Origin of the sequence: Collinsella sp. AM29-10AC (genome assembly GCF_003469085.1) — a bacterium.
GTDB lineage: Bacteria > Actinomycetota > Coriobacteriia > Coriobacteriales > Coriobacteriaceae > Collinsella.
The window spans coordinates 36,746-51,282 of the sequence record NZ_QSKB01000004.1 but is presented as its reverse complement, the minus strand read 5'-3'; the positions used below and the strand labels follow the sequence as shown (position 1 = coordinate 51,282).

12 protein-coding genes are annotated in these 14,537 nt (G+C 60.9%); 6 read left to right on the top strand and 6 right to left on the bottom strand.

Going from position 1 to position 14,537, the window contains the following annotated elements; genetic code table 11:
• The first annotated feature begins 19 nt into the window (after positions 1-19).
• The 4 genes from DW754_RS02310 to DW754_RS02295 all read left to right on the top strand — a co-directional run bounded on the left by DW754_RS02310 (position 20) and on the right by DW754_RS02295 (position 6,484).
• Complete coding sequence (locus DW754_RS02310; protein ID WP_158561625.1) at positions 20-1,996, top strand: U32 family peptidase; 1,977 nt, start codon at positions 20-22, stop codon at positions 1,994-1,996.
• Positions 1,997-2,092: 96 nt separating this feature from the next.
• A complete protein-coding gene (gene tyrS, locus DW754_RS02305) occupies positions 2,093-3,304 on the top strand; it encodes a tyrosine--tRNA ligase (protein WP_117758837.1) in 1,212 nt (403 codons plus the stop codon).
• Positions 3,305-3,662: 358 nt separating this feature from the next.
• On the top strand, positions 3,663-5,483 hold the full coding sequence (locus DW754_RS02300) for an adenine deaminase (RefSeq protein ID WP_117630078.1): 1,821 nt from the start codon (positions 3,663-3,665) through the stop codon (positions 5,481-5,483).
• Between the two features lie 206 nt (positions 5,484-5,689).
• Positions 5,690-6,484, top strand: coding sequence for a Cof-type HAD-IIB family hydrolase (locus DW754_RS02295; protein WP_117758838.1), 795 nt, complete (start codon positions 5,690-5,692; stop codon positions 6,482-6,484).
• A gap of 101 nt (positions 6,485-6,585) precedes the next feature.
• Here DW754_RS02295 and DW754_RS02290 read toward each other — a convergent pair whose 3' ends face one another.
• From DW754_RS02290 to DW754_RS02265, 6 genes are all read right to left on the bottom strand, one after another.
• Positions 6,586-7,428, bottom strand: coding sequence for a Cof-type HAD-IIB family hydrolase (locus tag DW754_RS02290; protein ID WP_117758839.1), 843 nt, complete (start codon positions 7,426-7,428; stop codon positions 6,586-6,588).
• 86 nt (positions 7,429-7,514) lie between these two features.
• Positions 7,515-8,933 carry a citrate synthase gene (locus DW754_RS02285; RefSeq protein ID WP_117630075.1) on the bottom strand — a complete coding sequence of 473 codons (1,419 nt, stop codon included), beginning with the start codon at positions 8,931-8,933 and terminating at the stop codon, positions 7,515-7,517.
• Between the two features lie 74 nt (positions 8,934-9,007).
• Positions 9,008-9,295 (bottom strand): ACT domain-containing protein, encoded by a 288-nt coding sequence (locus DW754_RS02280; RefSeq protein ID WP_006235289.1) that lies wholly within the window; start codon positions 9,293-9,295, stop codon positions 9,008-9,010.
• 396 nt (positions 9,296-9,691) lie between these two features.
• Positions 9,692-10,399 carry a site-specific integrase gene (locus tag DW754_RS02275; RefSeq protein WP_255360342.1) on the bottom strand — a complete coding sequence of 236 codons (708 nt, stop codon included), beginning with the start codon at positions 10,397-10,399 and terminating at the stop codon, positions 9,692-9,694.
• Positions 10,400-10,417: 18 nt separating this feature from the next.
• Entirely contained in the window at positions 10,418-10,669 is a 252-nt protein-coding gene (locus tag DW754_RS02270; RefSeq protein ID WP_006235292.1) for a helix-turn-helix transcriptional regulator, read from the bottom strand.
• A gap of 9 nt (positions 10,670-10,678) precedes the next feature.
• On the bottom strand, positions 10,679-11,191 hold the full coding sequence (locus DW754_RS02265; RefSeq protein ID WP_117758840.1) for a DUF2975 domain-containing protein: 513 nt from the start codon (positions 11,189-11,191) through the stop codon (positions 10,679-10,681).
• A gap of 135 nt (positions 11,192-11,326) precedes the next feature.
• On the opposite strand from DW754_RS02265, the gene DW754_RS02260 reads away from it, so the two are divergent.
• Both DW754_RS02260 and DW754_RS02255 read left to right on the top strand, forming a co-directional pair.
• Positions 11,327-13,549, top strand: coding sequence for a hypothetical protein (locus DW754_RS02260; protein WP_117833472.1), 2,223 nt, complete (start codon positions 11,327-11,329; stop codon positions 13,547-13,549).
• Between the two features lie 5 nt (positions 13,550-13,554).
• Entirely contained in the window at positions 13,555-14,295 is a 741-nt protein-coding gene (locus tag DW754_RS02255; protein ID WP_117769450.1) for an ATP-binding cassette domain-containing protein, read from the top strand.
• Positions 14,296-14,537 lie beyond the last annotated feature (242 nt).

The window sequence follows — 14,537 nt, the reverse complement described above, 5'->3', positions numbered from 1 at the left end:
CTTGGTAAGGAGTTTGTCGATGGCGATTCGGACGATGGGGCCGAGCGGACAATACGAGACTGGATTGGATGCTGCCGGTGCGGCGCTGCCCGAGCTGCTGGCGCCGGCGGGCGGACTCGACCAGATGCTTGCGGCCATCGCCGCGGGTGCCGATGCCATCTATGCGGGGTTGGGCGGCTTTAACGCCCGTGTGAGCGCCCATGGCTTTACGGATAACGAGTTTGCGCGCGGCTGCGCCGTGGCGCATGCCCATGGCGTGCGTGTGTACGTAACGCTCAACGTGTTCGTGTTTGACGATGAGTTGTCCGACGCGGTGGCGTTGGGAGCTCATGCACTGGAGCTGGGCGCCGATGCTCTGATTGTCGCCGATGCCGGGTTGGCCTGCGCGCTGCGCGCGGCGATTCCCGGGGTCGAGATTCACCTGTCCACGCAGGCGGGCGCTCATAGCGAGGGTGCCGTGCGGCTTGCCGCCGATGAGCTGGGGGTCGAGCGCGTGACGACGGCACGCGAGCTGACGGTCGACGAGATTGCGGCGCTATGTGCCACGGGCGTGCCCATCGAGGTATTCTGCCACGGTGCGATTTGCATCGGCTATTCGGGGGCGTGCGAGTTCTCGGCCTTGCGGCGTGGGCGCTCGGCGATGCGCGGCGACTGCACGCAGCCGTGCCGTCTGGCGTACGACCTAGTGGACGAGGCGGGGCAGAGTGTTGTTGCCGTCGAGGGAGACCGCCTGCTTTGTCCGCGTGACTATCTGGGTATCGCGCACCTGCCCGAGCTTGTTGCCACCGGCGTGGCATCGCTCAAGATCGAGGGACGCATGAAGAATCCCGATTACGTATTCAACGTGGTGAGGGTGTGGCGTCGGGCACTCGATATGCTGTGCGACGGCGCGTGGGACTCCGGTGCCGTGGAAGAGCTTGAACGCGAGCTGGGAAGGTCGTTTAACCGTGGGTTTACCGATGCTTACCTGCGGGGTCGTTCGGGTGCCGAGCTCATGAGCTTTGAGCGCGCGATCAACCAGGGCGTGCGCGTGGGCCACTTGGTGGCGGTGGGTCACGAAGAGGTGACGGTTGAGCTTGATGCCGCCGTGGCGGCGGGCGATACGCTCGAAATACGATTTTACCCGGGTGCCGACGCGCGTCCCGATGTGCCCAAGCGCTGGCCACAGGTGCCTTGCCCCGTGGATGCCGCTGCGGGGGAGCGCATCGTCGTGCATTGCAAACGTAAGGTGGACGCGGGCTGCGAGGTCTATCTGATTCGCAGCGCCGGCGTGTTGGATCAGACGGCGGCGGTGTTGGAGCGCATGCGGGCCGAGGCGGATGCGATTGCGCCCGTTGCGCGTGCCGTTGAGGTGCTGCCCTTTGAGGGCGCTGCGGTGGATGGCGGTGCGTCGACGGAGTTGGCGGGGTCGGCGGGGCCGGCAAAGCGCGAGGATTTTGCTCGTATGGTCTTTGCCTGGGAGCTGATGGATGTGGGTCCGCGCGATGAGCGAGATCTGTCCGATACAACGGTGGTGCTCGACGAAGTGTGCCGCGCGGGCGACGCCGAGCGGACTCGGGCGCTTATGCAGCGTGCCGGGCGCGTCGTCTGCCGCAATCTGGGACAAGTGGCGATGGCCCGCGAGCTGGGCGTGACGTTTGACGTGGCGGCGCCGGTGTTCTGCGCGAATCGGGCCACGCTTGCCTGGCTGCGCGAACTCGGTGCGGGGCGGGTGTACTTGCCGGCCGAGTTGCTCGGCAATGATGCGGAGCGTATTGCCGAACTGGCTGCTGAACCCGGCGTCTGGGGTCCGGTCGACGCCGATCGTCCCGAGCTTATGGTGTGCGAGCACTGCCTGCTGACCGCCGAGGGCGTCTGCGCTACCGATGCGACGGGACAGGTCCGTTGCCGCGACTGCTTGCGTCGTCGGCAGGTACGCTATCTGGTCGAGCGTGACGGTACACGTCTGCCGGTCGCCGTTGACGCGTGCGGCAGGACGAGGATTTTCCTGTCGTAGGTGCCGCGTCGCGTCAGTTTGTTATCATATGAGAGTTTATGGACTTCCAGCACCGCCGTATCCGGTGAGGGTGCTATAGCAAAAGGAGGATACCCAATGCTGTCTGTTGACGAGCAAATGCGTATCATCACCTCGGGCGCTGCGAAGATCGTCCCCGAGGCCGACCTTCGTAAGAAGCTTGAGAAGGGCGAGCCCCTCAACATCAAGCTCGGCGTCGACCCCACCAGCCCCGACCTGCACCTGGGCCATGCCGTGCCGCTGCGCAAGATGCGCCAGTTCCAGGACCTGGGCCACAACGTCACCCTTATCATCGGCAACGGCACCGCGCTGATCGGCGACCCCTCGGGCAAGAACTCCACCCGCCCGCAGCTTTCGCAGGAGCAGATCGAGGCCAATGCCGAGACCTACGTGAGCCAGGCCATGAAGATCCTGGACCCCGAGAAGACCACCATCGTGCACAACGGTGACTGGATTCTGTCGATGGATCTGGCCGGTCTGCTGCAGGTGTGCTCCAAGTTCACCGTTGCCCGCATCCTTGAGCGCGACGACTTTACCAAGCGCTACCAGTCTCAGACGCCGATCGCCCTGCATGAGTTCCTGTATCCCGTGATGCAGGCCTTCGACTCTGTGCAGATCAAGGCCGACGTGGAGATGGGTGGCACCGATCAGCTCTTCAACCTGCTCGCCGGCCGCGAGCTCATGGAGAAGATGGGCATGGAGCCCCAGATCGCGCTCACCATGCCGCTGCTCGAGGGCACCGATGGCGTTCGTAAGATGTCCAAGTCCTATGGCAACTACATCGGCCTGACCGACGCCCCCAAGGATATGTTCGGCAAGACCATGTCCATCCCCGACGAGATGATCGGCAAGTACTATCGTCTGGCCAGCTCGCTCACCCCGGCCGAGGTCGACAAGATCGACGCCGCTTTGGCCGATGGCTCTGCCGACCCCTATGAGCTCAAGCGTGCCCTGGGCCGCGACCTGTGCGACACCTACCACGGCGCCGGTGCCGGCGACGAGGCTCAGGCCGAGTTCGACCGCGTGTTCAAGGAAGGCCAGCTCGCCGACTTCCCCGAGAAGCATGTCGAGCTGACCGTCAACGACGAGGGTCAGATCTACCTCGCCGGCCTGCTCAAGGATCTGGGACTTTCGGCCAGCGCCGGCCAGGCCCGTCGCGATATCGACGGCGGCGGCGTCAAGATTAATGGCGAGGCCGTGGCTCCCAAGAGCTACAACATCGACCCCAGCGCGCTCAAGCTGGGCGACACCCTCTCCGTGGGCAAGCGCAAGGGCTTCAAGTTGATTTAGTTCCGCCGTTCTAACGAACGGCGGACCGGCCGACGCTGCGCGGGCCGCATTTGGACAATCTGACGTTCAACTTCAAGGGCGCGACCAGAAGGTCAGCGCCCTTTCGTTTCGCGTCACCTTGCCTCAAATGCGGCCCGCTCGCTGGCGTTGCCAAAATATCGGCGCTGCCGTTGTTGGCACTTTGGGACACTCCTTGTCATTGGTGCAAAGCAACCTGTCTCCATTGCGCCAAGCGGCGTGTGCCGTTAAGCGGAGAGGCGTATTGTTGACCCATCGTTTGGGCATACAATGGCTATTGGTTTGCTGCGGTGAAGGTCTGTCCGCCCCGCAGCTTTTTTCTACGGTTAAAGGAGTATGTATGTCCGTTGAGGTCATGAGGTCTGTGATCGACGCTGCCGAGGGTCGCGTGCCCGTCGACACGCTGTTTACCAATGCGCAGATTGTCGACGTATATGGCCAGCGCGTGGCGCCCGGTAGCGTTGCCGTCAAGGATGGCGTAATCGTCGGCGTGCTCTACGACGGTCGCGATGACGCTGCTGGCACCTACGAGGCGGCTGAAGTCATCGACTGCCAGGGCCGCTATCTTGCCCCCGGTTTTATCGACGGGCACTTGCATATCGAATCTTCGAACATCCGCCCTGCTGAGTATGCGCGCATGGCGGCGACGCGCGGCACCACCACTGCCATTGCCGACAGCCACGAGATTGCCAACGTTTCCGGCCTGGACGGCCTGCGCTTTATGATCGAGGACGGCCGTCGCGCGCCCATTTCCATCAAGTACATGATGCCCTCGTGCGTGCCCGCGCTGCCCGATGAGCAGGCCGGTGCCGTCATTACCGCCGCCGATATGCAGGCGTTTTTTGCCGAGTATCCGGGCGATGTCTTCGGTCTGGGTGAGATGATGAACCTGCCGGGCGTCTTTATGGGCGACCCCGAGACCTGTGCTCGCATCGATGCTGCCAACCAGACGCCGTCCAAGCAGGTTGACGGCCACGCGCCGCTCGTTGCCGGAAAGGACCTCAACGCCTATGCCGCGGCGGGCATTATCGCCGACCACGAGTCGACGATTCCCGAGGAGGCACTCGACAAGCTGTCCCGCGGCATGTATGTGATGCTGCGCGAGGGTACGTGCAGCCATGACCTGGCCAACTTGTCGCCGATGCTGCTGGAAAACCCCGCCCGTGCCCGCCGCTGCTGCTTTGCGACCGACGACCGTGCTCCCTCCGACGCGCTTTCGACCGGTATGATCGACAACGCCTGCCGTGTGGCTATCGAGGCCGGCATTGACCCCGTGGTTGCCATCTCTATGGCGTCCCTCTCCACGGCCGAGGCGTTTGGCCTGGATCACGGCTGCCGCGACCCGTACGAGCTACGCGGTGCGATTGCCCCGGGCAAGCGTGCCGACCTGCTGGTGCTCAATGATCTGACGTTTGCCACGGCTCCGCATCGCGTATATGCCGCCGGTGCCCTGGTGGCGCAGGACGGCACCTTTGTGGGCGAGATTGCACCCGAGATGGCCGAGGTTGCGGCCCTTGCCGATGAGCTGCGTGCCTCCGTTAAGCTGCCGAAGCTTTCGCTCGATGTGTTCGACTATGCCTTTAAGCCGGGCGAGGCCGTTATCGATGTGATCCCGGGCATGGCTATCACGGGCATGATTCGCCCCGAGACTGACGAGGACTTGCGCCGCATTATGCTGATTGAGCGCCATGGCCGTGGCGTGTCGTTGCAGGTCGAGGGTGTCGACGGCGACGGCCCCGCCGGTCTGGGCTTGGTCGGCAAGCATATCGGTCGCGGTTGGGTGCGCGGTTTCACCATCACCGGTGGTGCCATTGCCTCCACGATCGGCCACGATTCGCATAACGTGTGCGTGGTGGGCGACAATGCGGCGGATATGATGGCTGCCGTTGAGGCCGTGGGCCAGGGCGGCCACGTGCTGGTGCGCAACGGCGAGGTCGTGGCGCGCATTCCGCTGGCGCTCGGTGGCCTTATGAGCGAGGGTACGGCCGAGGACGTTGCCGCGCAGCACGACGACTTTATGGTCAAGGCGCGCGCCATGGGTATTGAGCCGCCGCTCGACCCCATCATGGGCATCATTTTCCTGCCCCTGCCGGTGATCCCGACGCTCCGCATCCGCCCCGAGGGCATGTTCGACGTTACAACCTTCACCTACGCCGACTAGTCATCGGGGACGTTCTTAAACGACTAGTCGTTGGGGACACTCTTTGGCGTGTCGCCTGACGCCGCGACCGTGAGACCTCTGGCATGTGTGAGCTATTTGCCAGGTCCTTGTAACGTTTACGCCCGCGGAGTCTTATTTGAGCTCCCTTTGGGTACGTTGGAATCGGATACACGTTCGATTCCAACAAGCCCGAAGGGAGCTTTTCTATGTTTAAACTGATTGCATCCGATATGGACGGCACGTTGCTTGACGAAAACGGCCAGGTGCCTCCCGAGACCTACGAACTGATTCTGGCGCTACGCGAGCATGGCGTGCATTTCGCCGCATCGTCAGGTCGTCGCTACGATCGCCTGTGCGAGTTCTTTGCGCCCGTTCGCGACAAGATGGACTTTGTCGCCGCTAACGGTGCCCAGGTCTTCGCCGACGGCAAGATGGTAGACCGTGAGGTGTATTCGCACCTGGCGATTCGAAGGCTCGCCCAAGCCGTCGCGACGTTTCCCAATCTGCATCTTGCGCTTTTTGACCGAACCAAGTCCTTCTTGCTCGATGACGAGTGCAAGTTCGTGCGTGAGGTCGATAAGGACCTTCCCAATGCCGAGCGTATTTGGGAGCTGCCCGATCCCAGCGTAAATATCATCAAGGCGAGTATCTTTTGCGATGACGGTGCCGTTATGGACAGCGCTTACGTACTGCAGCGTGAACTCGGTCAGCTCTTTACTTTTGCGCCTTCGGGCAACGCGTGGATCGATGCCATGCAGCCCGGTGTGTCGAAGGCCTCGGGCATCGCACAGCTCATGGAGCACTATGGCGTCGAACGCGACGAGGTCATGGCGTTTGGCGACTCGATGAACGACTACGAGATCATTCGCTTTGTCGGTACGGGCTGTGCGATGGGAAACGCGCGCCCCGCGCTCAAGGCGGTGGCCGATCGCGTGGTGGGTTGTAATCGCGACCACGCCGTCCAGCAGGAGCTCCGTCGCGTGCTGGAGAGCCTCTGCTAGACCGGTAGTTGGGGACAGACTTAAGTAAGTGAAACCACTCATTGGGGACAGACTTAAATGAGTGCCACCAGCGACTAGCCATTTAAGAACGTCCCCAATGACTAGGCGAGGGCGGCCATGATGGTGCGGGCGACGCCGTCGTGGTCGTTGTCGTATTCGGTGATGGCGTCGGCCGCCTCGCGGTCCTCGGGTTCGGCGTTGATCATAGCCGTGCCGTGGCCTGCTGCCTGCAGCATGGGAATGTCGTTGATGTTGTCGCCGAACGCCCAGGCGTCGGCGAGACGCTCGCCCAAGTGCTCGCATAGCCACGTGAGGGCCGTTCCCTTGGTGGCGCCCTCGCCCATGACCTCGATATTCATGGCGTACGAACGTGTGACCTCAATGCCTCCGAGCGTGTCGAGCTCCGCCGCGATGGCGTCGCGATCGGCCGGGTCGTGCCAGTACATGGCGATGCGTTCGAGCGTCTCGACCTCGTCGATCTTGCTGTCGATATTCATGTCGATCGGTGTTCGTGTGCGCTTGAGCGAAGCCGCGATGTGGGGGTCGCCGCCGCAGAATTCGTCCAGGCGCGTGTAGAGCGAGCGGGGGAGGAAGCACTGCCCGTCCGCGAAGATATCGAAGGTCACATCGTGGCCGGCGGCAATGCGATGGATGCGGTGGGCAATGCCACGGTCGAGCGGACGGCTCAAGATGCACGTGGCGCGCGAGGCGTCGGTGGGCGTATCCTCGTCGAGCTGCCAGACGCTGGCGCCGTTGGCACAGACCGCGTAGTGCACGGCGGGATGGGCGAGAATGGGCTCAAAGATGCCCGACAGTGGACGTCCCGTGCAGGGAACAAACTCGATGCCACGATGTGCGAGCTCGTCGAGCATCGCCCAGGTGGCATCGCTCATTTGCTTATCGCTCGTCAGCAGCGTCCCATCCATATCGGAAAACACAATCATTTGATGCGGTCCTTTCTACTGGCATAAAAAGCGTGGCCGAGGGCTTGGGTCCCTGGCCACGCTCGAGTTCTATAACGGTCCGCGTCCTAGCGGTCGGCGAGCGGCTTGTACTCCAGCGGCTCGATCACCGGACGATAGGCGGGGCGGATGATACGGTGCGCGCAGAAGAGCTCTTCCATGCGGTGTGCCGACCAGCCGGCCATGCGGGCGACGGCGAATAGCGGCGTAAAGAGCGTTTCGGGCACGCCGAGCATCTTGTAGATAAAGCCTGTGTACAGGTCGATGTTGGCGCAGATGGGCTTGGTCATGCCGTGGTCGCGCATCACCTGCGGTGCCAGGCGCTCGATGCGCTCGATGAGTGCGAACTCTTCGCCCAAGTCCTTCTTGGCTGCCAGTGAGCGCGCGTAACGGCGGCACACCTCGGCACGCGGGTCGCTCAGCGTGTAGACGGCGTGGCCCATACCGTAGATGAGACCCGTGCCGTCGAAGGCCTGCTTGTCGAGAATCTTGCCCAGGTAGGCTGCAACCTCGTCCTCGTCCTCCCAGTTGGAGACATGCGCGCGGATGTCCTCGTGCATAGACACGACCTTGGCATTGGCACCGCCGTGGCGCGGGCCCTTGAGCGAGCCGATAGCCGCGGCGTAAGCGGAATACGGGTCGGTTGCCGAAGAGGACAGCACGCGGCAGGCGAAGGTGGAGTTGTTGCCGCCGCCGTGCTCGGCATGCAGCATGAGCATAACGTCGAGCAGCATCGCCTCATCGCGGGTGAATGCCATGCCGCCGCGCAGGACCTGTAGGATGGTCTCGGCGGTGGAGAGACCGGGCGTGGGGTGCGGCACGTGAACCTCGGAGCCGCGAAGCTTGGCGATCGAGGCCATGTGTGCGAAGGCGGCGATGCGCGGGAGACGTGCGAGCATGGAAATGGCGACGTCGATTTCGTGCTCGGGCGTGATCACGTCTGGTTCGGCATCGAAGGCGTAGAGCAGCAGCACGGCGCGCTGGAGCACGTTCATGATGCTCGACGACACCGTGGTCATAGGGAACTCTTTGACGTACTCGTCGCTCAGATGTCTAAAGGCGCCCAGGCGCTCGCAAAAGCCGTCGAGCTCTTCCTTGTTGGGTAGCGAACCCGTGATAAGCAGATAGGCGACTTCCTCGTAGCCGTAGCGATTCTCGGCCTGGGCATTGTTGACCAGATCCTCGATGCTGTAGCCGCGAAGCGTGAGCTTGCCCTGATCGGGCACGACCTTTCCGTCGACCTTGTTGTAGCCGTGCACATCCGAGATGCGAGTGAGGCCCGCGACCACGCCCGAGCCGTCGGCATTGCGCAGGCCGCGCTTGACATTGTGCTCAACAAACAGGCCCTCGTCATAAGGGTCGGTCGGCAGGCCGTGGTAGAGGTTTTCGCTCTCAGACGAAATCTGGCGGCTTGCTTCGTAATCCAAGACCAGACGGCTCAGGTGGTCGTCGAAGCGGTAGTAGATTTTCTTGGCGTCGTAGGCCATGTGCGCTCCTCTCCGGGCCATGTGGTGACGTTGCGCCTGGGCGCACGTTGGGCCGTCTCCACGCAGCCTGTTCGCTACAGGCGGTACATAAAGTTAAAGACGTCCTCGCGCTGGATGGACACGTTGACGCCCGAAAGCTCGCCGGCCTCGGCCAGGGCCTTCTGCAGCTCGGCAAAGTCGAGCTTGGACTCGGCGGTGTCGGCCAGCATGGTCATGGTGAAGATGTCCTCGATAATGGACTGCGTGATGTCGCGGATGTCGACGTTGGCCTCGCCCAGAACGCGGGTGACGCCGGCGACGATGCCGGGGCGGTTCTTGCCAAGGACGGTGATGACGATACGGGAGGACGAGATCTCGGCCATGGGAAACCCTTTCGCGTGATTGCGGCGCGCGCGGGGCGCTCCGCTACGGTACAGTGTTCATCATTGTACCTGTCTGGCGCAAAAAAGGCGCGCTCGCTGCGGCGTTACATGCCTGCAACATGAGCGTAAGGGGGAAGGCCGCACGGGGAAGAGCCGTCTGGCGCGTGTCCGGCTCGTGTTGGGTTGATTTCCGATCTCAGCCGAACACATTGAGCGGACAGGCCGTTCCCGCAGTCAGCCGAACGCCTCCGACGGCTGATTCCGAACTGGAAGCGGAGGGCATCCCCGCCCTTCGGTAGGGGATACCGCTCCGCGGCGCATGCCGCGGGCGGCGCCCCTATCGGACCACCGTGACCTCAGTTGGGATGGGCCCAGCACTGCCGCGTACTCGGTGAGCTAGAGCCAACTGTTCGTCTTCACGTCGCGTATGGCGATATTTCGGTCGTCCGGCTCGGTGATGCCGTAGCCGAACGCCTGGAGCGTCTCGATGGACTCCTGGATCCTCTGTTGGAACATTGGACCCGGATCGACCCTCGGCCCGAGGTGCCCGCGCCAAAGGCACGGCGTGGCGCGCAGCATGTTATGGATTTTGGAGATGGGCTCGATGTCGGCGTAGACGTTGAGCGTCGCCATGGCGTCCTTGTGGCCGAGGATCGATTGGAGCGCCTTGATATCGCCGCCTTGGCGGATCCACTGCGTTGCGAACGTGTGGCGAAGGCCGTGGAACGTGATCAGCTCATCGTTGGTGCCCATGAGGCCGTTGGTCTCCGAGAACGTCTTGAACGCCCTGCGGATATAGCTTGTCGTCGCGAAGGTCGCGCCCGGCTCCGACAGGATGTAGCAGTCCCCGATCTCGACCGCCCCGGTAAGGCCGCGCAAGCGCAGCTTTCCGCAGTCGATCTCGTGGGTCTCCTTCAGGAAGGGGAGTAGGCCGACCGGGTCGATGGGGATACCCCTGGCGTCATGGGTCTTGGTGTCCTTGATGAACGAACCCATTCCCTTCGCGTACGCCACCGAGTGTCTGATCGAGATCAGGCCCGTCTCGAAATCCACATCGCACCACCGAAGGCCGCAGACCTCGCCGATTCGCATCCCCGTGTGCAGGGCGAGTACGACCGCCCTCTAATCCTCGGCGGACCAATCGAGTCCGAACTCCTTTCGGGCATCCTCTTCGCTCATGACTTCGAGAAGGTCTCCGGGTTGGCAACGAAGGGCGAGGCATAGCTGCTCGAGTGTGTTGAAGCGAATGCCGCGAATATGCCCTTTTTTAATACGGGACAGGTTCACGGGCGTGGTTCCAATCCTTTCGGCAAGTTCGTTCGAGGAAATCTTTCGCTCGGCCATGATCTTGTCGAGGCGAACAATTACGGGCATGGCGTTTCCTTACGCAATCTCGTCGGAGTCGAGGTACAGCTCTCGGGCGTACAAGAAGAGCTGGGAAAGCATGAACAGGACGATGCCGAGAACCAGAGAGGTCCAATCGAATGATGAAGCGATCTCTTGGGCGCCGACGGCCCCCTCGCCGCCAAACATCGAAACGGAGGTTTTGAGTGAGCCGGCGTAGAGGCTGGTGGCAGCTTGAACAACGAAGAGAATGCCGAGCACCTTCAAGCATGTCGCAGACCCTTTCTTGAAGGGGTCTCCGCTCTTGATCGTCCACACGAGAACGGCGCTGAGGATGGTCGTAGCGATACCGATGACGGCAGGGATCAATGTCGAGATCGCAAGGGCTGGATACGCGGGGGAGTCTGCAATTACAGGGTTGTCGAGCACTTCGATTGCTGGCTTTAAGGAGAACGCCACTTGTGCGATGGCGGTGGCGCAAAGGGTCGCAGAGGCTATCGCACATGCGATGCGGAAGGAATGAAGCCGGGGAGTGCGATTGTCGGAACTCATAATAACCTCCGAAGAATTTAAAAAACTCAGGTTACTTTTTAACAGTTTATGTTAAATTGACTTTGCCGGCAAGTAATAAGGGCCGAGCATTTTGTTCGGCCCTTCTGTTCCGACTGGATGAGGTTAAGGTTGGCGATGAATATGCTCAAAATCTCGAAGGCGATCTTTAGGTCGCTTCTCTCCTCCAGGTCGCTCTGTGTTGTCGTTGTTGCGTTGATGGTTCTTTGTGCTCTGCCCGTCTTCAGGAGCGCGGCTGGCATCGACGGACGGGTCGAATACCTCGAGTCGGGAATAACCCGTGTTGAGCAGGAATTGTCAGCATCCTATGCGGATGCGCTTGTGAATGCGGGGGAGGACGGTGTCTGTACCTCTTCATCAAGCATGCCCGCGCTTCTGTACCCTCTTGCCGCGGGACGTCTTATCTTGGCACCGCTCTCTCCCCTACTTCCGTTTCTGCAGATATCGGATGGAGAGTACACCTATTATGACGGATCGAAGGAGTACTTGCTATGGGTCGCAACGGCCGTTGCCGTCTCGTTCCTTGCCGCGCGTCTTAACAAACGTGAAAAGCTCATCATCCAGGCACCGATGGGCGAGCTGGGTAGACTTGTTGCATCGAGCGTATGGGCGAGTGTTTTTGCAATGCTTGCCGTCCTCGCCATCAATCTTCCAGGGATAATCGCCGCGCTTGTGAAGAATGGCCCGGGCTCGCCGTTCTATCCGATAGGCTACATTCAATATGCGACTCCGGTTATCAAACCGGCTTGGCTGGTGTTCGCGCAGACGGCCATCTTGCAATTCTTGGTGGCAGCGTTCATCTCGCTTGTCGTTCACCTTGCCGTGAAGATTGCCAATAACCCTACGCTTGGAATCGTGTTCGTATGTGCCCTGATGGGGGTGACGATGGTTCCCGGGTATTACGGAAGATCCATCGCTTTACGTGAGTTCGCCCTGTTGAATCCCCTTACGTATGCGAACACTGAGTTGACCGTCGGCGCCTATAGCCCGTACCCGACAACGCAGATAGTGAATCTGCCTGGACTTTGCTTCGAGCGTGGCGCGATTGCCCTCGTATGCGCAATCGGGATCGAGGTGCTGGCAATTAGCCTGCTTTGCGTTGCTGGAAAGAGCGGCTGCGCGTGCCCGATATCCCCGATTTGTCTTGAGAGAGGTTCCTTCACTGCATCGAGAACGGCAACTCGTTCGAGCGCTTGTGCCTTCGCCGTTGCATACGTAAGAACGATGGGGAAACTGCTCCTGCGTTCTCCTACCCTCGCCGTATGCGCGATTGCAATGTCGACGACGATGCTGGCCCCGGCTCTGGTCGAGATGTTTCCTGACGCTGATAACGTTTCCGCTGTTCGGTATAGGGATGGAGAGCTCCGTTCAATAGATCGGTATCTAGAGCAGAACGCTGCGAATATGGACGTCGAGGGCAAAGCGGCCCTGGAAGACATGCGGGATGCTCTTTCGGGTTTCGTGTACGCGCCTATGCCTGCGGAGGGGTTTCGAAGCCTTGCGACGTACGAGCGCGCTCGAGGTGAGCTGGGCGCGGCAGATGCGACTCTCCTGCAATCGATCGGAATCGAGCCGGAGACTCCTTCTCGTGCGGAGGCGCGCGCCCTTCTGCTTGAGTCGATCGCGAGCTTGCCGGACCCCAAGGTTTACGAGTTAAGTACGAAGATGCCCCCATTAATCCTCCTTTCGTATCTCCAGGCAGCGCTTCCCTCCTTATTTTTGCTGTTGCCCGTGGTTGTCACATCGCTCGCGTGCACCCACCTGCAGTGTCGTTCCCTTCTGGTTCTCCAGATCCCCGCAACAGCGCATGTGCGTTTTCTGACGGCTGTTGCGCTGGCTCTCCTGCTTGGCTTGGTGCTGCTTTTGGTGTCGATGGTTCCCGCTGTCGTTGTGTCCGTGATTAAGAACGGTGCGGGTGGATCGGAGTATCCCGTCGCTCTCATTCGGGCGGGAGCTTCGACAACGTCCACGGTGGGGGAGGCGGTGTTGTGCAGTATTCCGTTGCTGGTCATGGCATACGGCGTGATTTCCGTCGTCGCTGCGTTGACAGCAGCGATTAGCCGCAACCCCGTTGTCACCGGAATGGTTTGCGCGGTTCTCTTGGTGTTGGGTTCGTTGAGCGCTCATGTTGAAAGCGTGGGCATGGGCGTCGCGCTGCTGGCTCCATTCGCCTCGTTTGATCCCGCTTCCCAGGTGGGGACGATTGGGTTCCTTGGGCGAGGGACGAACGCGATGCCTTTTGGAGAGGTCGTCGGCGCATCGGGCGCTCTGCTGGTGGTCTTGGGCGCCGTATCTCCGTTGATGGTGCGCCTGAGTGTTCCAAAGATCGAAAGGGGATGATCTCGATGATTGACCTTCAAACGCTGACGATCTCTTATGGAAAGAAGGTGCTCGTAGATTCGGTGAACGCTGAGTTTGCCCCGGGTACGGTCTACGGTCTCGTCGCTCCGAACGGGCATGGAAAGACGACGTTGCTGCGTGCGATGGCAGGTTTGCCGGGTCCTCGCGTGGACGGGAGCATCGTTCTGGATGAGGTGCAGGGTACGGGTGCGAGAGAGGTCCGTTCTATGATCTTCTATGCACCTGGTGAGGGGACGCTGCTGTATCCCGGATTGCGTGCGGAAGATCACCTCAAGATGGTTTGCGATATGTGGCCGCATGCTCGCGATATCGAAGAGATAGTGGAACAAACGCAGATAGGCGAGTTCGCGAAGATGAGGATCCGCACTCTGAGCCAGGGCATGAAGCAGCAGCTTACCCTGGCGATTGCGTATGCGACGGGCGCGCGGTACCTTCTATTAGATGAGCCCATGAACGCGCTCGACCCCAGCAGGGTGGACTTGCATTCCGAGATTCTCAGGAAGCTGGCCGATTCTGGTACGTGCATCATCATGTCATCCCACATCTTGGATTCGGTCGATAGGCTGTGCGATGAGATTCTGTTTTTGAAGGATGGGAGGCTCATTAGAAGCATTCCGCAAGATGATGCTGCGCCGAAGTCTCCTGGATCCCATTTCGCAAAGCCTGCCGGACGCGCCGAGGGTGCGCTAAGCACGTATCGGCGACTCTACGAAAAGGGCGGGTAGAAATGCAAGTTAAAAATCTATGTGGTCAATATAATACCGTTGAACCAGCGTATCGATACCGCTCAGCCATTCGCCTCGCCCCCGTCGCACGTATCTTCATCCGGTCTGTTACTTTTAATCTAACGATTCTTTGAGGAACGTAGGTGCTTCCAAATGTACTGTCGACTTCTTCTCAAACTGATCCTAAGAGACAAGGCCGCATGGATCTCTACGCTCGTTCTCGCTGCAGCCTTTTCCGTCCC

Bases quoted from the DNA above. Each gene is read 5' to 3' on its own strand.
- DW754_RS02310 (WP_158561625.1), top strand. From the start codon at position 20: ATGGCGATTCGGACGATGGGGCCGAGCGGACAATACGAGACTGGATTG.
- tyrS (WP_117758837.1), top strand. From the start codon at position 2,093: ATGCTGTCTGTTGACGAGCAAATGCGTATCATCACCTCGGGCGCTGCG.
- DW754_RS02300 (WP_117630078.1), top strand. From the start codon at position 3,663: ATGTCCGTTGAGGTCATGAGGTCTGTGATCGACGCTGCCGAGGGTCGC.
- DW754_RS02295 (WP_117758838.1), top strand. From the start codon at position 5,690: ATGTTTAAACTGATTGCATCCGATATGGACGGCACGTTGCTTGACGAA.
- DW754_RS02290 (WP_117758839.1), bottom strand. From the start codon at position 7,428: ATGATTGTGTTTTCCGATATGGATGGGACGCTGCTGACGAGCGATAAG.
- DW754_RS02285 (WP_117630075.1), bottom strand. From the start codon at position 8,933: ATGGCCTACGACGCCAAGAAAATCTACTACCGCTTCGACGACCACCTG.
- DW754_RS02280 (WP_006235289.1), bottom strand. From the start codon at position 9,295: ATGGCCGAGATCTCGTCCTCCCGTATCGTCATCACCGTCCTTGGCAAG.
- DW754_RS02270 (WP_006235292.1), bottom strand. From the start codon at position 10,669: ATGCCCGTAATTGTTCGCCTCGACAAGATCATGGCCGAGCGAAAGATT.
- DW754_RS02265 (WP_117758840.1), bottom strand. From the start codon at position 11,191: ATGAGTTCCGACAATCGCACTCCCCGGCTTCATTCCTTCCGCATCGCA.
- DW754_RS02260 (WP_117833472.1), top strand. From the start codon at position 11,327: ATGAATATGCTCAAAATCTCGAAGGCGATCTTTAGGTCGCTTCTCTCC.
- DW754_RS02255 (WP_117769450.1), top strand. From the start codon at position 13,555: ATGATTGACCTTCAAACGCTGACGATCTCTTATGGAAAGAAGGTGCTC.